Source organism: Streptomyces mauvecolor, assembly GCF_039532965.1.
In the GTDB taxonomy this organism is placed as follows: Bacteria; Actinomycetota; Actinomycetes; order Streptomycetales; family Streptomycetaceae; genus Streptomyces; species Streptomyces violascens.
In genome coordinates this window covers 1-22,300 of the sequence record NZ_BAAASQ010000004.1, presented here as the reverse complement: position 1 = coordinate 22,300, position 22,300 = coordinate 1, and the positions used below count along the sequence as shown (strand labels likewise).

Annotated in this window: 15 protein-coding genes; 10 read left to right on the top strand and 5 right to left on the bottom strand. The window is 68.7% G+C overall.

Translation table 11 applies throughout. The features are described from left to right. The first annotated feature begins 108 nt into the window (after nt 1-108). The 4 genes from ABD346_RS03190 (at nt 109) to ABD346_RS03175 (ending at nt 6,759) form a co-directional block, all read left to right on the top strand. Nucleotides 109-2,934, top strand: a complete 2,826-nt coding sequence (locus tag ABD346_RS03190; protein ID WP_344371287.1) for a type 2 lanthipeptide synthetase LanM family protein — start codon at nt 109-111, stop codon at nt 2,932-2,934. 180 nt (nt 2,935-3,114) lie between these two features. After that, nucleotides 3,115-4,095 (top strand): alpha/beta fold hydrolase, encoded by a 981-nt coding sequence (locus tag ABD346_RS03185; protein WP_344371285.1) that lies wholly within the window; start codon nt 3,115-3,117, stop codon nt 4,093-4,095. Nucleotides 4,096-4,492: 397 nt separating this feature from the next. Further along, nucleotides 4,493-5,557 (top strand): gluconolaconase, encoded by a 1,065-nt coding sequence (locus ABD346_RS03180; protein ID WP_344371284.1) that lies wholly within the window; start codon nt 4,493-4,495, stop codon nt 5,555-5,557. 41 nt (nt 5,558-5,598) lie between these two features. Further along, a complete protein-coding gene (locus ABD346_RS03175; RefSeq protein ID WP_344371283.1) occupies nt 5,599-6,759 on the top strand; it encodes an NHL repeat-containing protein in 1,161 nt (386 codons plus the stop codon). Nucleotides 6,760-6,870: 111 nt separating this feature from the next. On the opposite strand, the gene ABD346_RS03170 is transcribed toward ABD346_RS03175, so the two are convergent. Further along, entirely contained in the window at nt 6,871-7,776 is a 906-nt protein-coding gene (locus tag ABD346_RS03170; protein WP_344371280.1) for an alpha/beta hydrolase family protein, read from the bottom strand. A 122-nt stretch (nt 7,777-7,898) separates the two neighbouring features. Here ABD346_RS03170 and ABD346_RS03165 point away from each other — a divergent pair, with 122 nt between their 5' ends. Continuing rightward, nucleotides 7,899-8,753, top strand: coding sequence for an NAD-dependent epimerase/dehydratase family protein (locus tag ABD346_RS03165; RefSeq protein ID WP_344371279.1), 855 nt, complete (start codon nt 7,899-7,901; stop codon nt 8,751-8,753). Between the two features lie 31 nt (nt 8,754-8,784). Here the strand turns inward: ABD346_RS03165 and ABD346_RS03160 are convergent, their stop codons facing one another. Further along, nucleotides 8,785-9,633, bottom strand: a complete 849-nt coding sequence (locus ABD346_RS03160) for an NAD-dependent epimerase/dehydratase family protein (protein WP_344371277.1) — start codon at nt 9,631-9,633, stop codon at nt 8,785-8,787. Between the two features lie 183 nt (nt 9,634-9,816). Between ABD346_RS03160 and ABD346_RS03155 the strand changes: the two genes are divergently transcribed. Then, nucleotides 9,817-14,001 (top strand): caspase family protein, encoded by a 4,185-nt coding sequence (locus ABD346_RS03155; protein WP_344371275.1) that lies wholly within the window; start codon nt 9,817-9,819, stop codon nt 13,999-14,001. Here the strand turns inward: ABD346_RS03155 and ABD346_RS03150 are convergent. The 3 genes from ABD346_RS03150 to ABD346_RS03140 all read right to left on the bottom strand — a co-directional run bounded on the left by ABD346_RS03150 (nt 13,947) and on the right by ABD346_RS03140 (nt 17,384). Beyond that, nucleotides 13,947-15,455 carry an alpha,alpha-trehalose-phosphate synthase (UDP-forming) gene (locus ABD346_RS03150; RefSeq protein ID WP_344371274.1) on the bottom strand — a complete coding sequence of 503 codons (1,509 nt, stop codon included), beginning with the start codon at nt 15,453-15,455 and terminating at the stop codon, nt 13,947-13,949. The genes ABD346_RS03155 and ABD346_RS03150 overlap by 55 nt on opposite strands. After that, nucleotides 15,452-16,000 carry an SIS domain-containing protein gene (locus ABD346_RS03145; protein WP_344371272.1) on the bottom strand — a complete coding sequence of 183 codons (549 nt, stop codon included), beginning with the start codon at nt 15,998-16,000 and terminating at the stop codon, nt 15,452-15,454. The genes ABD346_RS03150 and ABD346_RS03145 overlap by 4 nt, the downstream gene beginning before the upstream one ends. Before the next feature lie 316 nt (nt 16,001-16,316). Further along, nucleotides 16,317-17,384, bottom strand: a complete 1,068-nt coding sequence (locus ABD346_RS03140; RefSeq protein WP_344371271.1) for a glucokinase — start codon at nt 17,382-17,384, stop codon at nt 16,317-16,319. Nucleotides 17,385-17,727: 343 nt separating this feature from the next. On the opposite strand from ABD346_RS03140, the gene ABD346_RS03135 reads away from it, so the two are divergent. The 4 genes from ABD346_RS03135 to ABD346_RS03120 all read left to right on the top strand — a co-directional run bounded on the left by ABD346_RS03135 (nt 17,728) and on the right by ABD346_RS03120 (nt 22,151). Beyond that, on the top strand, nt 17,728-18,585 hold the full coding sequence (locus ABD346_RS03135) for a TIGR03560 family F420-dependent LLM class oxidoreductase (protein WP_344371270.1): 858 nt from the start codon (nt 17,728-17,730) through the stop codon (nt 18,583-18,585). 503 nt (nt 18,586-19,088) lie between these two features. Beyond that, nucleotides 19,089-19,817 (top strand): 2OG-Fe dioxygenase family protein, encoded by a 729-nt coding sequence (locus tag ABD346_RS03130; RefSeq protein WP_344371268.1) that lies wholly within the window; start codon nt 19,089-19,091, stop codon nt 19,815-19,817. A 13-nt stretch (nt 19,818-19,830) separates the two neighbouring features. Next, nucleotides 19,831-21,021 (top strand): argininosuccinate synthase-related protein, encoded by a 1,191-nt coding sequence (locus tag ABD346_RS03125; RefSeq protein ID WP_344371267.1) that lies wholly within the window; start codon nt 19,831-19,833, stop codon nt 21,019-21,021. Between the two features lie 155 nt (nt 21,022-21,176). Further along, nucleotides 21,177-22,151 carry a DMT family transporter gene (locus tag ABD346_RS03120; protein WP_344371265.1) on the top strand — a complete coding sequence of 325 codons (975 nt, stop codon included), beginning with the start codon at nt 21,177-21,179 and terminating at the stop codon, nt 22,149-22,151. The last annotated feature ends 149 nt before the right edge of the window (nt 22,152-22,300 follow it).

The window sequence follows — 22,300 nt, the reverse complement described above, 5'->3', positions numbered from 1 at the left end:
CGAAGGGCCCTTCGTGGAACGCATTCTCACGAAGGGCCCGCTGCTTGGCCGACCGCCCGCCTCGCGGGCTCCTTCAGGCGCGCACTCGCGGTGGGACGGGGACGGTTGATGGTGAGCGGATCGCTGCCGGGAACGTCGAACGAGACGGAACACTTCACCCAACCCGTACGCAGCATCACCCGCCCTTGGCGGGACGAACTGGCCCGGCGCCTGGCCGCGGTGGGATCCCTGGGCCGGCAGGAACGGGACGTACTTCTGGAGGCCGGTCACACGACCCTGCTCCGGTCGCTGCACGCGAAGCTGTCCCGCCTGTTCCTGATCGAGCTCCACGCGATGCGCCTGGCCGGGCCGGGCGCGGATGCCGGGGCCGACGCCGGGAAGGCGACCTGGGACGCCTTCATCGAGCGGGCCAGTGAGGAGGGCTATCTGGCCCGGCTGGCCGGCCGGTACCCGGCCGTGGGCCCCCGCATCGCGGCGGTCGCACGGCTCTCGGTGGCGGCCACGGCGGACTTCGCCGAACGGCTGGCGGCGGACCGCGCGCTGCTGGGCCCGCTGCTCGGCGGACCCGCGGGTGAGGTACGCGCCGTCGAGTTCGGGGCGGGAGACTCCCATCGAGGCGGCCTGACGGTCAGTCGGGTCGACTTCGAGGGGGGAACCGTGATGTACAAGCCCCGGCCCTCGGAAGTCGACGTGGCGCTTGGCGCACTCCTGGACGACCTGTTCGCCGACCTCCCCGACGCACCGGCGCCGGACCGGCGCATCCGCGTGCCCGGAACGCTGGCGCGCGACGGCTACGGCTGGGCCGAGTTCATCCGCCACCGCTACTGCGCGCACCAGAGCGAACTCGCCACGTTCTACCGCAACATCGGCCACTGGCTCGCCGTCCTCCGGTTCACCGGGGGCACCGACATGCACGCCGAGAACATGATCGCCGCAGGGCCCGTGCCGGTGATCGTGGACGCCGAGACCCTCTTCGACGCCCCGGCGCCGTTCCCGCCCAGCGGCCGGGGCGACGCCGTGGACGTAGCGGCGGCGGCCATCCGCCGCACCGTGCTGCGCACCGGACTGCTGCCCGTGCGCGGCACCGGCTTCGCGCTCGGCGGCGTCGACATCTCCGGGATCGGCGCCCTGCCGGGTCAGCAGCCGCTGATCCCGCACCCGGTGATCGCCGACGGCGGCACCGCCGCGGCCCGCTTCGAGGTGGACCTCGTGGCCATGCCCGTCGCGGGCAACCACCCCGCCGCCACTCCGGTCCTCAGCACGTACTGGGACCGGGTCCTGGCCGGATTCCAGGAAATGACCGCCCACCTGCGCCGCCCCGGGACCGACCCGTACCGGCTGCTGTGCCGCTTCGAGGGGGCGACGGCCCGGCGGATCCTGCGGCCGACGCAGGCATACGTCGACATCGGCCGCATGCTGTGGCATCCGGCCTCGCTGCACGACGAGGCGGCGGCGGTCGAGCGGGCCCGGGACATTCTGCGGCGCAATGCCGACGCGCTGCCCGGTGCGCCGACCGACCGCGCGGCCATCGATGCCGAGATAGCGGATCTGCTGGTGGGCGACGTGCCGATGTCCGGCTTCACCGTGGACGCCGCGGCCGTGCGCGGCACCGTCGAGGACTGGCGCACCGCCGACCTGGCCTTCGAGGAGTCGGTGATCCAGGACGCGCTGGTGGGCGCGTATCTCAACGAGCGTTCGCTGCCCGCGCGGGTGCAGGTCGCCGCCCGCGATCCGCACGCCCGCGACCGGGAGCGCCGCCGTCGAGACCTGGCTGCGCAGATGGTACGGAGGCTGTGCGACGGAGCGGTGCGCGGCGAGGACGGCACGGTCACCTGGATCAGCCCCGTCTTCACCCCCGCCGGATGGTCGATCAGGGTGCTGCCGGCCGATCTCTACACCGGCCAGGGCGGCGTGGCACTCACGCTGGCCGAGTACGTGTCCGAGGTGGCGGCCGGGCGGGCCGACGAAGTGCCGGGCGTGCGCGAGACGTTCGAGGGTGCGCTGCGCGTGCTGGTCAGCACCGAGGACCGGACGCCGACACCGTCGGCCGGAGCCTTCAGCGGCGCCGCGTCACAGGTGTGGACGTGGCTGGCACTGCACCGGGTCCTCGGCGAGGACTGGCTCGTGAAGCGGGCCGCCGAGCGGGCCCTGCTGCTCACGGACGGGCCGCTGGTCGAGGACGACGTGGAGGTGGACCTCCTCAACGGCGCGGCCGGCGGGATCGTCCCGCTGCTCAACCTGGCCACCGCGACCGGACAGGCCCCATGGCTGGATGCGGCAGCACACATCGGCCGCCGACTGGCCGCCCTCGCCGTGACCGACGCCGTGGGCGCCCGGTGGCCGACCCGCCTCAACCCGGAGGGCATCGGCGGCTTCGCGCACGGTGCCACCGGCATCGGCTGGGCCCTGACCCGACTTGCTCTCACCGACGCCGGCTCCGCGGCCGACCGCCACGACTGGAGCCGCCTCGCCGAGCGCGCCTTCGCCTTCCAGGAGTCCCTCTACCGCCCTGAGGACGGCAACTGGCTCGACGTCCGCATCGGCGCGGAGGACGACTTCTTCACGAGCTGGTGCCACGGCAGTGCGGGCATCGGCATCGGCATGCTCGACCTCCACCGCCGCACGGGAGACCCCGTGCACCTCGACATGGCCCACCGAGCCGCCGGAGCCTGCACGGCGGAGGGCTTCGGCTGGAGCCACACCTTGTGTCACGGAGACCTGGGCCTCTGGGAGTTCCTGACGTCCATCGGCTCCGGGGCTTCCGAGGACCTCGACGGCGAGATCCTCACCAGCCTCGAACAACGCGGCCCGGTGGGAGGCCTCGCCCGCGAGGCGTTCTCACCGAGCCTCATGTCAGGCCTGGCAGGAGTCCTCCACACCCTCCTCCGCATGCACCCGGCCGCTGCGCTTCCCAACCCCCTCCTCCTCGACTGACTCCACAATCCGTGGGTCGTCAAGGGCGCCATCCGCCACCCCGTTTCGGTGTGGCCAGTACGCGGCTCGTGGCCGTGCCCCTTTGCCGAACCGGCAACAAAGCTGGCCGCGCCCGCGCCGTCCCTCCCATGATGGTGGCGCCGATCTTCGCACGGGCAGACCATGAACCCTGGAGAGTTGATGACGCCGACGACCACAGATGTCACGCACCGGCTGGTCCCCTCGCCCGCGGGCCGGATCCACTTGGCGGAGCAGGGCAGCGGGCCACTGGTCCTGTTCGTGCACGGCTTCCCGGAGTCCTGGTACTCCTGGCGCCATCAGCTTCCCGCTCTGGCGGCGGCCGGGTACCGGGCGGTCGCCATCGACGTACGTGGCTATGGCCGTTCCTCCAGGCCCGGCGATGCGGCCGCGTACCGCATGCGGGAGCTGGTGGCGGACAACGTCGCGGTGGTGTACTCCCTGGGCGAGGAGTCCGCGGTGGTCGTCGGCCACGACTGGGGGTCGGCCATTGCCGCCAACTCCGCCCTGATCAGGCCGGATGTCTTCCGCGCGGTGGGGCTGCTGAGCGTGCCCTATGCCCCGCGCGGCGGGCCGAGGCCCAGCGAGCTCTTCGCGAGCATGGGCGGGGACGAGGAGTTCTACGTTTCCTATTTCCAGGAGCCCGGCCGCGTCGAGGCCGAGATCGAACCCGACGTGCGCGGGTGGCTCGCCGGTTTCTATGCCGCTTTCTCCGCCGACACCATGCCCGCACCGGAGGAGCCGGAGCCGCACTTCGTGGCGGGCGGCGGCACACTGCGCGAGCGGTTCCCGAAGGCCGGGCTGCCCGGCTGGCTCAGCGAAGACGACCTCGACGTCTACGCCGCGGAGTTCGAACGCACCGGCATGACCGGGGCCCTGAACCGCTACCGGGCCATGGACCGGGACTGGGAAGACCTCGCCGACTTCGACGGCGCCCCCCTCACCCAGCCGTCCCTGTTCATCGGCGGTGCCCTGGACGCGTCCACCACCTGGCTGGCGGACGCGATCAAGGCGTACCCCACCACCCTGCCCGGCCTGATGTCCTCTCACGTTCTCGACGGCTGCGGCCACTGGATCCAGCAGGAGCGCAGGGACGAGGTCAGTCGGCTGCTGATCAACTGGCTTGACTCCCTGGGTGGTTGACGGGTGACTCCGGGGGCTCGGGGGCCTTGCCCCCGGGCCGGGGCCGTTGGCCGTCGGCTGGACGAGGAGGTCGAACACTCGGCCTGGATCAAATCGCGCCGATGAGGCCGGCCAACCGCGCCGGGGAGGTCCCGGAACCGCGGATCCGGACACATCGCGCGCCGGGCCGGGGCGACGGCTGCGACGCCGCGTTAGTGGATCTTGGCCCAGAGGATCAAGCCCGGGGCCACCGAAGGCGGTCGGGCGGCCCCGGGGACACGCCCGCCCTATCGTGATCATGCCCCTGGTCAGCGGCTTCCTGTCCGGATCTTGCTGTGTGGCCGATTCGACCGGGTGCCCATGCGTCTTCGACTGCGTACCGTCACCACTCCGACACGCAGGGGAGGGTCTGAAGAGCATGGGACAAGGCAGCGCGAGGAACGATGTGGGCACCGCCTACATCAACGACGTGTTTATGCGCCACCCGCTCACCACGCGGAACCAGCAAGAGCTCGACATTGCCGCCAAGGCCGCTGCCATCCTGCAGCGCAATCTGCTCAGGAACGTGTTCAAGCGAACCCCCGACGGCGGGGGCGAGCAGATCAACCCCATCGGGTTCTCCCTGAACAAGGTGCGCTACGGCGATTTTCCCGAGGCCGAGGCGACCGCGCACGAGCGCGGCTGGCGCGCCTTCATGAATGTCGGCGCACCGGTCATCGAAGAGCGAAGCGACATTCAGCAGCCGCCGCCCGACATGATCTCCAAGCAGACATACATCAATGGCACCGACCCGATCAAAATCACCGTGACGGACACGGTCGAGTTCACGATTTCGAACACGATCAGCTGGTCGCTCCAGGGGGAGGTGAAGCTCACCTTCGGGGCGAAGACCACAGCGGCGCTCCAGCAGCAGCTCCAGAAGAGCATGGAGATGAAGCAGTACCAGAAGACCACCCTGCTCAACAGCAAGGACAACCAGGGTGTCAACACGGAGACCCAGACGGAGGCGACGAGCAACACCACGTCCACGAGTTCCGTCACCGGCACCGGGGAGTTGTGGGGGGAGCTGCTGCTCGGCATCACCGGTTCCGTCAGCGGTTCGCTGACCACCGAATGGAAGCACCAGGCTTCGATGAGCCTGGAACTCGGCAGCCGGGTGGACGTCATGGCCACCACACGACGTCAGATCCGGCAATTCGACTACGAATTCCCCGTCACGTTCGGCGGCTGGGTCGCCCTTTACTACCCCGAGCCGGTGGCGGTCAAGGAAACTCCGCCGCAGGCCGCCGAACCGAAGTACTCCAAGGTCATCGCGTGGAAACTCGGCGAGCGCGACGTCGACCCCAGCCGCTTCGACCTGGCCGACGAAGGAAAGCGGTTCATGCAGAAGGGGACGGCCGAGATCGTCGCTGTCCGCGTCGGGGAACACCGGGTTTTCCAGCCGGAAGTACTCGACTACGAGAACCAGAAGAAGCCCCTCTAAGAGACAAAACCCCCTCTTGGAGGGGACAGGGAGGAAAGCCCATGTCCTTCAAGAACATCTTCGACAACGGCGGGGAGCAGGCCGGTTCCGCCGAAAAGTCCGCCGACGCCCTCAACAAGGACACCCCGGGAGCCGGGGACGTCTCGGAGGCCGTACGAAAACTGGAGAGTGAGCGCGACCCCTGGGTCATGCGCCAGACCGCGCACGGCGCCTTCGATGTCATGGGCTTCCTCGGCCCGCTGTTCCAGAACGCCCAGGGCGCGGCCGCCGCTCAGCGCCAGGCGTCCGAGGACCCCGCCTCGACGTCCACCATGGCCTCGTCGACCACGAAGGCGTTCGGGCCTCCGACGGTGAGCATCAGCGACGACGACGCCCCGAAGCTCGAAGACCTGCAGAAGCTCCTCGGCAACAAGAAGGGCTACGCCCTGATCGCGACGGGTCTGGGGCTGTCCGAAGGCCTGGCGGTCGACCCGTCGGCGGGGAACACGGTGTACGTCGCCGACCGGGGCGGCACGCGGCTGTGCACGGTGAAGGTCGACAACGGAGCCCAGCGCGTGGCCGCGAGCACCCTGGGAGACATCGGCGATGTGAAGCTGGACCGGCAGGGCACGGCCTACACCACCGACTGGTCCGGTGCGCGCCTGCTCGCGGTGGACCTGTCCAGCGGCTCCTCCAGCCTGGTCGTCGCAGTCACCGGCGCGTACGGCGTGGCACTGAACGGGGCGGGCAAGGCGTACGTGGCCAGTTGGACCGACGGGCTCCTTGTCGAGGTCGACCTGAGGGGACGTCAGAAGCGCACGGTCGCCAGCCTGGGCGGGGGCATCGGCGGAGTGGCGCTGGACGGGAAGGGCAAGGCGTACGTCGGGCAGAAGGACAACGGCGGCAACCTGTTCGAGGTCAATCTGGCCGACGGTACCAAGCGCGTCCTGACCAGCCTTCCTTCCGGGGCGAGCACCATCCGCGTGGAACTCGACGGCGCCGGCCGGGCGTACACCATCGACCACCTGGGCGGGCGCCTCCACGAGATCACCCTGGCCGACGGCGCGCAGCGCGTGGTGGCCTCCGGCCTGGGGACATGCGAGGGGCTCGCGCTGGACACCGTCAACGGCTGGATCTACGTCAGCAACCGTGAAGGCCAGCTGTGGCAGATCAGCCGGCGTGCCACTCAGGTGCTGGGAGGCGTCGGCAAGGTCGCGCCGTAGCCGCTCGCTCGGGGGTGTCCGCCGGACACCCCCGGCTTGCTCCTGAAGGCGGCCCGCACGGCCCGCGGCAGCGGGTCGGACCCGGTCACGAGCCCGCCGCGGCGGGCCGGATCAGCGGGCGAGGCCCTCGGCGATGGCCCTGCCGGTGACGGGAGCGGTGAGGTAGCGGCTCGCGGAGTGCACCTCGACGCCGTTGTCGATCTCGTGGTCGTCAACCCCAGGGCCGAAGCGGGGACCGAGTTCCTTGACGAGGGCGACGACATCGCCGGCGTCTGCGATGTTGGTCCAGGCCTGAATCCCGGACGGCCAGGATCCGTTGCCCTCACGCGGCGCCGGGACGAGCCGGTCGAAGATGAGGCCGCGCAGTCCCAGGGGAGAGCCGAGCGTGACCAGCGTGGAGATCTGCCACTGTGGATGTGACGCCCGCACCGCCTCGTTGCACAGCAATTCGTAGGCCGCCACGCTGCCCAGCGAATGCCCCACCAGGACGCGTGTGTCCGGCTCGATGGCCCGGGCCACCGCCTCCTGTACGCGTTCTCGCAGCCCGGGCTCGTTGAAGTACCGGCGAACCTGCTTCAGCCCGAATATCAGCAGGGGTTCGGCGACGCGAGCGAAACAGGGCGCATGTGTCAGCGCGTTGAGCGCGCGGCGCACCATGGGGCGTTTGAGCGGGCGGCCGGCCAAGTACCCGGCCACGCCGCGGGACTTCGCGTCGGGGCCCAGCACCTCCGGGTAGACCCGCGCAGCCTCCAGCCACCACTCGAGGAGCAGCTCCGACTCGTACTCGGCCTCGATGTCGGCCTCGTCGTAAAGCGGCACCATCGTCGCGCGGGTGCCGGGCCGCAGGAACGCGTCACCGTAGAAGGCGCAGGTGATGTCGCCGTCGCCCAGTTCGGGTCCCGCCGTACCGACGGCGGCCGTCACTCCGTCGCGCAGGGCGGGCGCGACCGAGGCGAGGAGTGTTTGGGGGCCTTTGAACTGCTGGGCGATTCCATGCACCACAACGATCCGCGCCATGTGTACTCCTCGGATACCCGCCGGAGCGGTCACCTTACGAAGCGGTCAGCCCAACGACTATAGTCCCTGCGCCACGCCCATGTGGTGTCCCGTCAGTTCACTTGTCCAGCAAGGGAGTTGGCATGCGAGTAGCGGTGACCGGGGGACTGGGCCGGATCGGCCGGGCGGTGGTGGCGGAGCTTGCCGGGCACGGATGCGAAACCGTCCAGGTCGACGTCGCGCCGATGCGGGAGCAGAGCCCCGGTTACCGGCGGGCCGATCTGCGCGAGCTCTGGCAGGCCGTGGACGCTCTGGACGGGGTGGACGCGGTGGTTCACCTCGCCGCGACGGGTGTGCCCGACTCGCACACCGTGCACCCGGAACTGGCGGAGGGCGCGACATACACGGCGAATGCCACGTCCGCGTACAACGTGTTCCAGGCGGCCGCGGTGCACGGTGTCCAGCGCGTCGTCTGGGCCTCCAGCGAGACCGTGCTCGGGCCGCCCTTCCGGATCGGCGGCCCCGCCCATCTGCCCTTGGACGAGACCCATCCGGTGTGTCCGGAGACCTCCTACGCCCTGTCGAAGGCGACAGCCGAGGGAGTGGCCCGACACTTCGCCCACCGTTGTGCGATGACCCTCGTGGCCCTTCGCTTCTCGGTCGTCATGGATGGGACGGAGTACGCGGCCTTGCCCGAGTACTGGGCCGATCCCGAACGCGGGCGGTGGAACCTGTGGAGCTATGTGGACCTCGCCGATGTGGCGGTGAGTTGCCGGCTCGCTCTGACGGCGGAGCTCGTCGGCGCGACAGCCCTGACGGTCGCGGCTCCCGACACCCTGTCGAACAGGCCCACCAGGGAATTGCTCGACTCCTTCTGCCCGGCGGTGAAGGTCACCAGGCCATTGGGGACCTTCGAGTCGCTCCAGTGTTCCGCGAAGGCAGAGGAGTTGCTGGGGTGGCGCCCAGCCCGCTCCTGGCGGGACACGGTCTCCGGCTGAGCTACGAACGGCTGCTCCCGGACAACGGGGCTCAGCGTGAAGTGCCGCGGTTGCCCGCGCGCGAGGGATCGCGGCCGTGCGGCAGATCGGTGAAGAGGTCCCTGAACGTCGGCGAGAGCTGCATGAAGTCGTAGACGGGCTCGTAGCCGAGCAGCTCGCTCGTCGCGGTGATGTCCAGACGCTTGAACCAATTGTTGCTGACCGCGTGGAAAATTCCGAAGCGAATTCCCTCGATCCGGATGGCGCGTTCCAGGATGCGGTACAGATCCTCGTCCGCGACAAAGGTTCCGATCATCCATTCGGAATCCGGTTGCCTTGCCGCATCGGGTTTCTGGAACGCCCCGATGCGTACCGCCATGACCGTGAGCCCGTCGCGTTCGGCCATGTAGCGCCCCAATGCCTCGCCGAAGCATTTGGAGACGCCATAGAGATTCCCCGGGTTCACCGGTGCGTCCGCGGAAATCTGACGACCGGGGGCGTAGCCGGAGACGGCGTGCACCGACGAGGCGAAGACGACCCGCGGACAGCCGGCCGACTTGCCGGCGGCGAACGCGTGGTAGGTGCCCACGATGTTGGCGGCGAGCAGGCTGTCCCACGTCGCGGCAGTGTTCGATTCTGCTGCGAGATGCAGTACGCAGTCGGCGCCGCGGCACAGTTCCGTGAGCCGGGGCAGATCCGCCAGGTCGCAGTGCTCGGTCTGTCCGTGGGCGCCGAGCCCTGAAAGATCGACTCCGGGGCGGTCGAGCAGGAGCAGATCGAAGCGGTCCGCCGCGAATTCGGCGAATCCGCGGCCGATGCGCCCGGCCGCGCCCGTGATGATCACTTTGAGGCGGCCCTCGGTGAATGGCAGGGGTGTTTGAAATTTGACCGCATCGCCCATTTCCGTCCCAGCTGTCGGTGCCGACCCTGAGATCAGTGTCTTCCTGTGCGCGGCGAAATGCTACCGATTCAAACGCATTGGCCGTATCGTACAAGCTCAAGACGTGGGTTCCGAGGGGGCGGAAGCAGTCTGATGATCTCGCATGAGTCAACGGGAGCCGGCTGCGGGGAACCTCGCAGGTTCGTGATCGCCGCGGGGACCGGCAGCTACTCGCAACCGGGCATCGAAGACCTTCCGGGGGTCGAGGGCGATGTGGAACTCATGGCGAGTCTGTTCGCCTCCCTCGGCTACGAACGGGTGCTCCGGGACCGGAGCAGGAATCCGACAGCCAGGGATCTGCTCTCCGGTCTTGAGGAGTGGCTCGGGTCGACGGACCGCCGGCCGGACGACATCGTCGTGCTCTACTACGCGGGCCACGGCGTGCGCGCGAGCGGCGGTCGCCACTACCTGCTCTGCACGGACAGCGCCGAGAACCGCCCGGTGTCGACCGCCATCAGAACGGACGAACTGGCCCTGATGTTCGCCGACGAAGCGGTGCGCGCCCGCGTGCTGATCGTCCTCGACACCTGTTACGCGGGGGCGGGAACGACCGACATCGCCATGGTGGCCAACCAGTTGGCGGCCGGGCGGACGACGGCGGCGGGAAACCTTTGGCTCCTGGCGGGCGCCCGCGCCCGGGACGAGGCCGGCGAAGGCGTGCTGACCGGCGCGTTGACGGGCGCCCTCGCCGCGCCGAGGGCCGGCGCCCACCAGCAGTACATCGACCTGTCGGAAATCACCGAGCGGGTCAACGAGCACTTCCGCGAGCACCATCCGTACCAGCACGCGAGTTGCACATCCGTGGACACGGCCGGAGTCCCGCCGTTCTTCCCCAACCGGAACTTCGTACCCGGTCTGTTCGGCGGGGAGCTGGATGCCGAGACACTCACCAGGATGAGGCGGGAGCGCTCCGCCCACTTCGATCCGCGCGCACGCGGTGTGGAGTACGTCGGGGAGGTGGGCTCGTACTTCACCGGGAGGGCCGCCGCCCTCACGGCCCTGTCCCGCTGGCTGTCACAGCCCTCCCACGACCGCCGCGCGCGGATCGTCACCGGTGGGCCGGGCTCGGGCAAGTCGGCCCTGCTCGGACGGCTCCTGCACCTGGCGGACATGCCGGTGGCCGACGGAACACCCCCCGAAACCGTTCCACCGACCGGATGCGTCACCACGCACCTCCACCTGCGCCGCCGTACCCTCGACGACGTCGTCGCCGAACTGGGCCGCGCCGCGGGCTGCGTGGCCACCACACCGGACGATCTGCTGGGCTTCCTGCGGGACCGGTCCGCGCAGTTCACCGTGCTTCTCGACGCCCTGGACGAAGCCGGCATCGTCGGTGACCAGGCCGAAGCGACGCTGATCGCACGGGCGTTGCTGCGGCCGATGTCGACGATGGCGCAGGTCCGGCTCATCGTCGGCACCCGACGGGGCCCGATCGAGGCCCTCGGTACCGCTGTCGAGCTCATCGACCTGGACCAGCCGGCGTACGTCGGCACCAAGGACGTGGCCGACTATGTGAAGGCCCTGCTGCTGGCCGAGGACGATCCCGACAGTCTCTCTCCCTATCGGGGCCACTCGGCCCTCGCCACCGAGGTGGCCGGTGGGGTCGCGGCCCGGGCCGGTCAGTCCTTCCTCGTCGCCAACATGACGGCACGCTCGCTGATCAACCGTCAGGTCCAGGTGGACCCGACCCGGGCCGGCTGGCACCGCCACTTGCCCAATGAGGTGAAGGACGTCTTCGCCGCGTACCTGTCCCGCTTCGGAGCCAACGAATGGCGGGTGCGCACCCTGCTGACCCCCCTCGCCTACGCCGAAGGGCAGGGCCTTCCCTGGGACAATGTGTGGGCGCCGCTGGCTTCGGTGCTGGCCGGAGTGCGCTGTTCCGACGAGGACATCGACTGGCTGCTGGGAAACGCCGGAGCCTACATCGTCGAGGTGCGCGTGGGTGACCGGTCGGTGTTCCGGCTCTACCACGAGACGCTCGCGGAGTTCCTCCGGGACTCCCGTCGCGTCAAGGAGGCCCATCGCCGGATCACCACCACCCTGCTCGACCAGGTGCTCACCCGGGGCGGGCGCCGCGCCTGGGGCGACGCCCACCTCTACATACGCAGCCATCTGGCCAGCCATGCGGCGATCGCAGGCACTCTGGACGAACTCCTGGCCGATCCGGAGTTTCTGGTGTATGCCGATCCGGTGGTGCTGGCACCGGCCCTGCGCTGGGTCAGCAATGAACAGGCACGTATGGTGCGTTCGATCTACCGCTCCTCGCTCGCTCTGCATCGCCAGTCCGACCCCATGACCCGTCGTCAGATCCTGGCCTTCGATGCCGCGAGCCACCAAGTCCCGGCGCTGGCCAGGGATTTGAGTGCAGACCTGCCCTGGCGCGTGCGGTGGGCCACCGGCTCCCAGGTCAATCCCGCCCTGCAGATGTCCTTCGTCGACCATTCCCACGGAGTGAAGAGCGCCGACTGCTACGAGCTCGACCAGCAGCCCTACGCCGTCACCGCGGACACGGACGGCATGCTGCGGTTGTGGGACCTGAGCAATGGCAACCTGCACGGAATGCTGCGCGGCCACATGGCGGAAGTGAACTCCGTGAGCCACCTGCGGTTCGAGGGCGAGCCGCTCGGGACCAGCGCGAGCAGTGATGGCACGGTCCGGGTGTGGAACTTACGGGACGAGAGTGAACGTGCGGTGTTCAGCGGGCATGTGGGCCGGGTGGGTGTGGCGGCCGGCCTCGTCGTCTCGGGTCGGCTGGTGCTGGTGAGCGGAGGCGACGACCGCACCATCCGGCTCTGGGACTTCGCCACCGGGCAGGAGGAGCAGCGTCTGGTCGGCCATACCGGTGCCGTCCGGGCACTCGCGTGCGGAGAGGTCGGCGGCAGGCCGGTCATCGCCAGCGGGGGGAGCGACGGCAGTGTACGGCTGTGGGGCCCCGCCGAATCGGGGCCTGCGGGCTCGGGTCGGGCAGCGTCCGGCTGGGGTGAACGGGCGGTCCTGAAGGGGCACTCCGGCGAGGTGAACGCGGTGGCCCTCGCCGAACTGGACGGGTTGCCCGTGCTGATCAGTGGCGGAGACGACCGCACCGTGCGCGTCTGGGACATACGGACCCGGGAACAGAGGTGCCTGTTCTCGGGGGACATGGGCTGGGTCAGAGCGGTGGCCTGCATGACGCTCGACGGCCGCAGCGTGGTGGTGTGCGGCACCGACAGCGGCCACGCTCATATTTGGGATGTGCGCCAGGAAGTCGAACTGAGCGTGCTGATCGGGCACACGCACTGGGTGCGCGCCGTGGCGGGCGTGACGATCGAGGGACGCACCGCGGTCGTCACCGGAGCCAGCGACGGCACCATGTGCGTATGGGATCCCAGCGTGGAGGCCAGGTCGAAGGACGTGGTGTGGCACGCGGGCGGAGTGAACGCGGTCGGCGCCGTGAGCGTGCAGGGCCGTGCTGTCGCCGTCAGCGGAGGTGACGACCGCACCCTGCGTGCCTGGGACATCGAGTCCGGCCGCCAACGCGGCGTCATCGAGGGGCACACCGGGTTCGTCCGGGCGGTGGCCTGTGCGCAGCTCGACGACGTGCCCGTGGTCGTCAGCGGGGCCAGCGACGGAACCGTCCGTGTGTGGGACCTGATGAGTCGGCGCCAGCGCGCGGTGCTCACCGGACACACCGACTGGGTCAGCTCGGTGGCCTGTACGCAGATCAGGGGCAGGCCCGCAGCCGTCAGTGCCAGCGACGACTGCACCGTGCGGGTCTGGGATCTGCTGAGCAACAGCGAGCGCGGCATCCTGTCGGGGCACACCGGCGGGATCAACACGGTGGCCTGCACGACGCTGGACGGCCGGCCGGTCGCCCTGACCGGGTCGTTCGACGGCTCGGTCAGGCTGTGGGACCTGGAGACGGGCAGGGCCTTGGCGGTGTTCACCGGTCACACGGGCTGGGTGCGGGCCCTGGACTGCGCCACGCTCGACGGACGCCAGGTGGTGGTCAGTGTCGACGACGACGGCGGTGTGTTCGTCTGGGACCTGAAGGACCGGAAGAGGTGCGTGCGCCTCAGCGACGCGGGGGCCGGCACCAACGCCATCGCCTGTATGCAACTGCGGAACCGGACGGTCGTGGTGACGGCCGGCGACGACCGGATCGTACGGTTCTGGGACCTGCACACCCGGCATCGCCAGGAGGGCTTCGTGCTTCCCGCACCGGGCTGGTCCTTGGCCGCGGCGCCCGACAACCGGCTGGTCGTCGGGACGGGGCGGGAGGTCTGCGTGTTCGACCACTATGGCGGGACGGCGCCCGGGGGAGGTGCGCAGGCGAGCCGTTCCACGTCCTGAACCTGCTGGGCGAGCCAGCGGACCGGATCACCGCCCGCCGCCGCGGCACGCAATCCCGAGGAGCGTCGTCGGCGCTCGTCGGGGGAGAGGCGGAGAGCGTCCCGCAGCGCCCTCGCGGTCATGTCGACGTCGCGAGGGTCGTGCAGAAGTTCAGCGTGGTGACCGAGCAGATCGCTGCTGCCCGCGGCGCGGGAGAGCACCAGTGTTCCGTGCCGCGTGTTGAGCTGGGGCCCCTCCTGCGACACGAGGTTCATGCCGTCGCGCACGGGGTTCACCAGGAGCACGTCGTACGACTTGAGCGCTGCCAGGCACCGGGGCAGGTCATGGCCCAGGTGCACGCGTAGGCAGCCGGGAAACCGGCGGTTCAGGCGCTCGGCCATGTGCCGGATGCGATCGGCGTAGACGCGATATTCCGGGACGCGTTCCCTGGACGGGGTCAGGCAGGCGGTCATGGCCACCCGGCCCCGGAACTCCGGTGAGCGCTCCAGGACGATCTCGAACGCCTCCAGGCCGCGCAGGATGTTCTTGGACGGGTCGACCCGGTCGACCCTGACGATGTGCAGCATCGCCGGATCCAGCGCGAGCTCGCGCTCCCAGGCCCGCACCTCCGCGCTCTGGGCGTTCGCGGCGAGCAGTGCAGAGTCCGAGGGCACTGGGTAGCAGCTGACGGTGGTGGTACGGGTGGTGCCCGGGGACCCGGCGGACTGCGGGGGACCCGAACTCTCCACGACGCCGGTCACGTGCGCGCCGGCACCGCCGCGGTGCACCCGATATCCCCAGGCCTCGCAGCATTCAAGGAAGTTGGCCGCCCAGCGGGGCGACTGGAAGCCGATCAGGTCCGCCGCAAGCATGCCGTCGAGGACTGCGCAGGAGACGGACCGCGGGAGCCGGGCCAGTTCGTCGGGAGTGGAGAACGGCGTGTGCAGGAAGAGCCCGACGGGCTGATGCGGCCGCCGCAGGGCGCGAATGAATCGGGGCGTGGTCGCCAATTGGTAGTCCTGGACCAGGACGGGGGTGTCGGGCCGGGTCTGCCGCACGATCTGCTCCGCGACGCTCCGGTTCACCTGCTGGTAGGAGCGGGTGAAGGTGTCCGGATCCGGAGGCGGGGCGTCCGTACCGGCGACGTCCGGCCACAGGCCGTGCAGTGCCAGCCAGAGCATGCGTACGCCCACGTCGTCGTAGTACTCGCGGTATTGGCGCTCGCTGATGGGTACAGGGGTGTAGCTGTAGCCCAGGTGGCGGGTGAGGCTCGCCTGCTCCGCGACACCGAGGGCGCACCGTTCCGCTTCCGCGCCGGAGGGTGCGACCCACAGTGTGCGCCGGGGGAGCCCTCGGGCGGCGGTGTCGAGGAGGGCGGTAACGCTCCCGGCGCGGCGTTCGATGCGGAGCCGCGGCCCCGGGCCGAGCAGGGCGACAGGGCCGCGGTCGGAGGCGATGGCCAGCGTCTGTGTCATGGCGGAGGTTCCATGGCGAGGTCGACGGCCTCCGCGGCGACCGTCCGCGGTGCGGTCAGCGGGTGTCCGCGCAGGGCGTTGGCCATGGCGTGCACCAGTCCGAGGTGGACGGTTTCCACCACTCCGTAGTCCCAACTGGGCACGTGCAGGGCCACATCGACCCGGTGCAGGGCGCGTCCGCCGTCGGAGCCGAGCAGTCCGATCGTGGCGGCCCCGAGCTCTCGCGCCGTGTCCAGGCCTGCCAGGACGTTCTCCGAGCTGCCGCTGACACTGACGGCGATCACGATGTCCTGCGGGTCGAGCAGGGTGTCCAACTGGCCGGAGAAGCCCTGGGCGCGGCCGTTGTCATTGACCCAGGCGGTGAGCAGCGCGGTGTTGTCGGCGAGTGCGACGGCACGCAACCGCTCATGTCTCGTGCGGCCGATTCCCTTGGCCAGGTCACAGGCCATGTGGCTGGCGGTCGAGGCGCTGCCGCCGTTGCCCATGACGTAGACCCGCGCACGGCGGCGCCGGGCCGTATGGAGAAGTGCTACGGCCTGATTCACCGCGCCCGGGTCGATCGCGTCGAAACCGTTGGCGGCGTCACGCAGGAAGAGCTCGTAGAGGTGCGTGACGTTTCGCGTGTGGTGGTGGGAAGGTGCTTGATTGTTTCGTGCTTGACCGCTTCGGAGAACTGTCGGCTCATCCGACACGTTCGGCAGACCCTGTTCGGAAACGACGGCCACAGGTTGCGCTTTGGTGTCGGAGGACCCAGAACATAGGCGGTGAACTCCTAGCACGCGACGACATGGACGTGCGAACTGTCTGGTGCGCCAAGGATGTTAGCCGACAGGTCACGTGTCCGCAGGCTTGTTGGTGGCTTTAGTTGAGCGCGGGGGATTCCTGCTCGGAGGACTGACGGGTGAGCGCGAACGCACCACGCACGGCGACCTGACGGTCCGTCACCGAGAAGAGGGGGATCTCCTGCATGAGTTCGGAGTGCTCCGCACCCGTCGCGACGAAGCGCTCCAGGAAGGCCGTGTCGGAGATGAGGAGGTCACAGACCCCCGGAGCCTGCAGCACCCCGCTCGTCAACCAGACGGAACCGCCCTCGCTCATGCAGGTCAGCACGATGTTGCGGAGGAACTGCCCCAGGATGGCGCCGAACAGCCGCATGATCTCGCGGCAGCAGGCGTCACCGCCGACGGCGGCCGCGGTGATCACTGGACCGATACCGCGGTGCTCGCGCCGGAAGCGGTCGACGTGTTCCTGGATGTAGGGACCCGGCTTCTTCCGTACGGTCATGAAGTCGTACATGTGGTCGATTCCGCGCAGTCCGCCGATGGACAGCTCGACGGAGATCGGGATGCCCGGCCGAAGCCGCTGCAGCGCGCGGAGGTACTCCTCCTCCAGGACGGTCAGCGGCTGCCAGGTGACGTGCCCCGATTCGGCTGGGCGGGCCTGCCCCGTCCGGTCCACCGAGGCGCTCCCGACGCCGGTGCCGACCGACACGGCCAGCAGCGCCGGACCGGGATGGGGTGCGACGTCCGGGGTCAGCGACACCCAGTCGGACTCGTCGAGGTCGGCGACTCCGGCCGTCGTGGCGACCATGTCGTTGATGGTGACGAGCGTCATGTCCAGGTCGGCGGCGAAGGCGCGGCGCCGGAAGGTCGGCCACTGCGGGTGGTTGGTGATTCTGACGTCGCCGTCCCGTCCGGGCCGGCCGGCCACGCCCGCGACCAGGGAATGGGGCAGGCAGCCTGCCATGTCGAAGCATCCGTAGAAGAGATGCTCCAGAGAGTCGTAGTCGGCGGACCGGGCCTGGACGTGCCTGATCTCTCCGGTGACGGGATCGAGGAAGCGCATGTGCGTCTTGGTGCCGCCGGCGTCGATGCCGGCGATCTCGGTACGTGGAAGGCTGATGATCCGCTCTCGGGAAATGTGCGGCATTGCATTCCTCATATGTAGGTGGCCGGATGTATCCAGCCACACCAGTGGGGCAGTTGGCGGCAAACTACTCGGCGCGACAGCTGCCCGGGGCCGAAGTGCCGGTGACCGCGACGGCGTTCCCGCTTGCGCCAGGGGTGCCGAGGATCTTCAGGTCGACGCCTGCGTCAGGGAAGCAGGTTCAGGCCGTGGTCATGGATACCTTCTCCATGGCAAGGGTAGGGTCCGGGCGGCTCGCATAGAATCCCTCTAATTGGCGAACTTCCGTACGGGCAGCGGCTTTACGCGTCACCGCATTCGGCATCGCGGGTACGTCGAGCCATGAGATTCCGGGGGGCAACGAGCCATGCGTTTCGCCTTCGAGACTCCGCAGGAGCACACCACGTGGGCCGACCTGCTGGCCCTGTGGCAGCGGGCGGACGAGGTCGAGGTCTTCGAGTCCGGCTGGCTCTACGACCACTTGGTCCCGGTACTCGGCGATGCCTCGGGGCCGTGCCTGGACGGGTGGACGGCGCTCGCCGCCCTGGCGCAGGCCACTTCCCGGCTGCGGCTCGGCATTCTGGTGACCGGCACCCACTTCCGGCATCCGGCGGTGCTGGCCAAAATGGTCACGACCGTCGACGTGATCTCCGGCGGACGACTGGAACTCGGCCTGGGCGCCGGCTGGAACCATGAGGAAGCGAACGCCTACGGCATCAGGCTCGGTGACCCCCGGGAGCGCAGTGAGCGCCTGGAGGAAACCTGCGCGGTCCTCACGGGACTGCTCTCCCAGGAGACGTTCTCCTTCACCGGAAACCTCTACCGGCTGACGGACGCCCGCCACGAACCCAAGGGGCCGCAGGTGCCGCATCCGCCGATCTGTATCGGCGGAGGAGGCGAGCGCAGCACGCTGCGCATCGCTGCCCGCTACGCGCGGCACTGGAACTTCGGTGAGGACGACCCGGACGAGTTCGCCCGCAAGCGCGACGTGCTCTTCAGGCACTGTCGCGCGCTCGGTCGCGACCCCGCCGAGATCACGCTGTCCGCCCATGTCCGGCTGGGGCCCGGATACCGGCCGGGGAGCGGCGGCCGCCCCGACGCGCTGAGAAGCCGACTCGTGGCGCTGGCGGACGAGGGCCTGGACCTCGCCGTCATCCAACTGCTTCCGCCGTACGCGCCGGAGATGGTGGGCGCACTGGCTGAGGCGCTGTCACAACTGCCCTGACGCCTCCGCTGCCCTGACGACTCCGTCGGAACGGGCCTCGCAGAGCACGCCGCCTTAAACTCGGCCAAGTGGCGAGAAACGCCCGCCACCATGGCTGTGATCATCTTCACTTGGCGCGCCCCTTAAGCAAGGGTTTATTTCACTACGCAACAACTATTCCCTTTGGCGTGCTCGAAACGTCAATTGTCTTGTTGGAGTGGCGAGTTGCAAGAAAATTTCCTGCCACTCGGGTCCTGGGGGATGTTTATTGCGACCGGCGCGCCGGGAGGCAGCCTCTGTCGGTCAGTGCGAGGCCCGGACGGTGCTCCCGGTACAAGATCGACAAGGGATCGGTTGGGGTTACGTTCGCTCCACCGGGCGTTCAGCTCGTCGGCCGCGGCTACGAGCAGCGCGGTCGCTTCTCTCCCGTTCGCGTCCCGTCGGGTCGGATTCCGTGACCGGCAGGCCGTGAACACCGCACGAGTACGCGCCCAGCGCATGTACACCGCAGTGGAGGATCAACCATGAATGAAGAAGTCGTCACCCCCACTTCCGTAACGCATCTGGAAAGTCAGGGATACATCCACGGAAAGCTCAGCGCGGTGCTGGGTGCTGAGGACTTACAGGGCGCCGAATGGAAGCAGTTCACGGACAGTTGGAACAACCTCAGCCAGGACGGATACATGGCTGACGGGGGCACCTATCGTGAGCGCCGCTATTCGGAGTTCTCGTACGACGCCACTGCCGACAGCATGACCTTACTTCCTCACGTGCCCTACTCCCAGACGAAAGAGGTCAACTATCTGAATGGGGGAATCGAGCGGCACTTCGATCCCTTCGAAGCGCATGTCGCGGACAGCCCGGTACTGCGGTCGGTCTTCCAGTGGTGCGCCAACTCGCTGTCGCAGACCGTGGGAGAAGCCACCTGGAAAATTCAGTCATTCCAGAACCGCATCCTGGCCCGGAGCGGTGAAGATGGACAGCCCACGCCCGAGGGAATGCACCGTGACGGTGTCGATTTCGTGCTGACCTTGCTGATCGAGCGTAATTCCATCGACGGTGGCGTGAGCGCGGTCTATGACGCGCAGACTCGAGAGTGCCTCCAGGAAGTCGCGCTGTCCGAGCCGGGCGAGTTCCTTTTCGCGGACGACGAGCGGCTCCTGCACAGCGTGACTCCGCTCACGCCCTCTGCTGCCGACGTCCAAGGCCACCGGGACGTGCTGATCGCCATGTTCACCCGTACCGAGAGCTGACCAGGGAACCACCGTGATACGAGAGCAGATCATCCGTTCCTTCCGGCAGCTCACGCCCGCGGTCCTGGACCCGGACAGGCCTGTCGTCACTTTGTTCAGCGGCGGATTGGACAGCACCTACCTGCTGCTCCGGTTGAAGCAGGCGGGGTTCCGCGACATTCACGCGGTGAGTGTCAACCTCGGCGAAGACGAAAGCAGCGAACACAAGCAGCGCATCGCCGATGAACTCGGCGCCCGACTGCACATCATTGACGGCCGCCAGGAATTCGTGGAGGAGTTTGTCCGGCCTGCGATCGCAGCCCAGGCGGTCTACCTCGACACTCACCCGGTCAGTTCCACACTGAGCCGCCCCCTTATCGCGCGTCTTGCCGTGGGGCTCGCCGAGGAACTCGGGGCCTCGGCCATCCTGCACACCGCGAACCGTTCGCAGAATACGCTGCGGCGGCTCAACGGGTCCCTGGCTCAGCTGGGATTCTCCGGGCCGTACGGCAGCCCGTACGACCTCGACCCCGTAGACCGCGACCAGAAGATCCAGGAACTCAAGGCCGTGGGCCTGGACCAGATGAGCGAGCGCATCGTCTCCGGTGACTCGAACCTGTGGTGCCGTGAGTTCGAATCCGGAATTCTCGACGACCCCGAAGACCACGCAGTGCCCGAGCACATGTACCAGTGGAGCGCCAGGAAGCCGGAGTTGTCCGGCGACACCCTCGAAGTGCGTTTCCGTGAAGGCGTACCGGTGAGCGTCGACGGGGTGGAGATGCCCCTGCTCGACCTCATCGCCGACCTGAATACCCGCGTCGGAGCGTACGGGATCGGCCGCTACAGCGGTCTGGAGCATCTCGACAACGGCGAGAAGGTCCTGGAGATCAGGGAGATGCCGGCGGCCTGGCTGCTGCTGCGCACCTACCGGCACCTGGAAACCGCCGTCCTTGAGGCGGAAACGATGCGCGAGAAAATACACCTGGAACAGCTGTGGGTGCGTGAATCGCTGGAAGGCCGCTGGTTCGGCGAGCTGCACCAGGCGCTTCAGTCCTTTATCGACGTCTGTGCGGTGCGGGTGACCGGAAGCGTGCGGTGGAGGCTGACGCCCGGCGGGGCCGAAACCCGCTCGATCACAGCGGATGAGCCGCTCTATCTCCGCGATCGCGAGGCATGGGAAAAGTTCTCGATCAACGTCGAGAACGCTCCCTATCAGCTCGTCTGAGAAGCCAGCCCGGTGCGGTTGGGGCCCGGTCGCTGTTTCCGACCGGACCCCAACCGCGCCTCCGCATCACGCCCGAGCTCTCTGCGGCCAGGCAAATTTGCTTCTGCTGGATCGTGGCCCAGGAGCTCCGGTGCCCTTCATGAAAGAGCACAACCATGCCCGAAATCCAATCGCGCATCCGGCTGGTGGACCTTCTTCTGCTGGCGGTGGCAGCCGTCTGGGGTTCCACCTATCTCGCCGCAAAGGAACTCGTCACACCCAGCACCGTCATGGCCATTCTGGCCCTCCGGTTCGTGGTTACGGCGGTGGCACTCCTGCCTGTCTGTCTCCGCAGACTACGAGCCGCCAGGCGCGACGAAGTGGCCACGGGCATGCTCTTCGGCGCCATCCTGGCGGTGGTTCTCCTCTTCGAGACGTTCGGCATCGCTCACACCAGCGCGACGAACGCCGGACTCATCATCAGCCTCACCATTGTCATGACCCCCATCCTGGACAGCGCCGTCGGCAGGTCATGGCTTCCGCCGCAATTCTTCATCGCCGCCGCGGCGGCCGTCGTCGGCGTCGGCCTCCTGGCATCCGGAACAGGCCTGCGCCCCCCGACTGCGGGAGACTGGCTGGTATTGGCCGCGGCGGTGGCCCGTGCCGTTCATGTCACGGTGATGCACCGGAAGTCGGCCCGTAAGCAATATGACTCGCTCAGCCTCACCTACGTGCAAATGGCGACAGCGGCGGTGTTGTTCTGTGCGGTGAGTCCGCTCGCGGGGATACCCGCGTGGACGGTGGCTTCCCGGCTCAGCCCAGGACTCTGGCTCGTCCTTCTGTACCTGGCGCTGATCGGCACGGTCTTCGCCTTCTTCGTACAGATGTGGGCAGTGCGGAAAACCTCCCCGTCACGCGTGAGCCTGCTGCTCGGTACCGAGCCCATCTGGGCCCTCCTCGTGGGTGTTGTCCTGGGCGGAGACCGCCTGGGCGTCTACGGCGCGGTGGGTGCGGCTCTGATCCTTGTGGGAGCCGGCTGGGGTCAGCGCATCGAAAGGAAACACCGGGAGGCAAAGGAGAAGAACGGGTCCGCTGTAGTCGGTGCAGGAATTCCCGAGCCTGCGGAGGAAGGCCGGCCGGTGGCGGGTTGACCTGCCTGTCGACCAGCTTTTCCGCTGCTTGTACGGGTTTGCTGTGTGTGGCGGTTGTGGGTTGGGGTCGGTTGGGGTTTGTGAGGGGCTCTGGTATGCCGGACAGCCCCCTGCGGGGCAGGGGGCTGTGGGGTGGGGTTGGTGGTTGT

Bases quoted from the DNA above. Each gene is read 5' to 3' on its own strand.
- ABD346_RS03190 (WP_344371287.1), top strand. From the start codon at position 109: ATGGTGAGCGGATCGCTGCCGGGAACGTCGAACGAGACGGAACACTTC.
- ABD346_RS03185 (WP_344371285.1), top strand. From the start codon at position 3,115: ATGACGCCGACGACCACAGATGTCACGCACCGGCTGGTCCCCTCGCCC.
- ABD346_RS03180 (WP_344371284.1), top strand. From the start codon at position 4,493: ATGGGACAAGGCAGCGCGAGGAACGATGTGGGCACCGCCTACATCAAC.
- ABD346_RS03175 (WP_344371283.1), top strand. From the start codon at position 5,599: ATGTCCTTCAAGAACATCTTCGACAACGGCGGGGAGCAGGCCGGTTCC.
- ABD346_RS03170 (WP_344371280.1), bottom strand. From the start codon at position 7,776: ATGGCGCGGATCGTTGTGGTGCATGGAATCGCCCAGCAGTTCAAAGGC.
- ABD346_RS03165 (WP_344371279.1), top strand. From the start codon at position 7,899: ATGCGAGTAGCGGTGACCGGGGGACTGGGCCGGATCGGCCGGGCGGTG.
- ABD346_RS03160 (WP_344371277.1), bottom strand. From the start codon at position 9,633: ATGGGCGATGCGGTCAAATTTCAAACACCCCTGCCATTCACCGAGGGC.
- ABD346_RS03150 (WP_344371274.1), bottom strand. From the start codon at position 15,455: ATGACACAGACGCTGGCCATCGCCTCCGACCGCGGCCCTGTCGCCCTG.
- ABD346_RS03140 (WP_344371271.1), bottom strand. From the start codon at position 17,384: ATGCCGCACATTTCCCGAGAGCGGATCATCAGCCTTCCACGTACCGAG.
- ABD346_RS03135 (WP_344371270.1), top strand. From the start codon at position 17,728: ATGCGTTTCGCCTTCGAGACTCCGCAGGAGCACACCACGTGGGCCGAC.
- ABD346_RS03130 (WP_344371268.1), top strand. From the start codon at position 19,089: ATGAATGAAGAAGTCGTCACCCCCACTTCCGTAACGCATCTGGAAAGT.
- ABD346_RS03120 (WP_344371265.1), top strand. From the start codon at position 21,177: ATGCCCGAAATCCAATCGCGCATCCGGCTGGTGGACCTTCTTCTGCTG.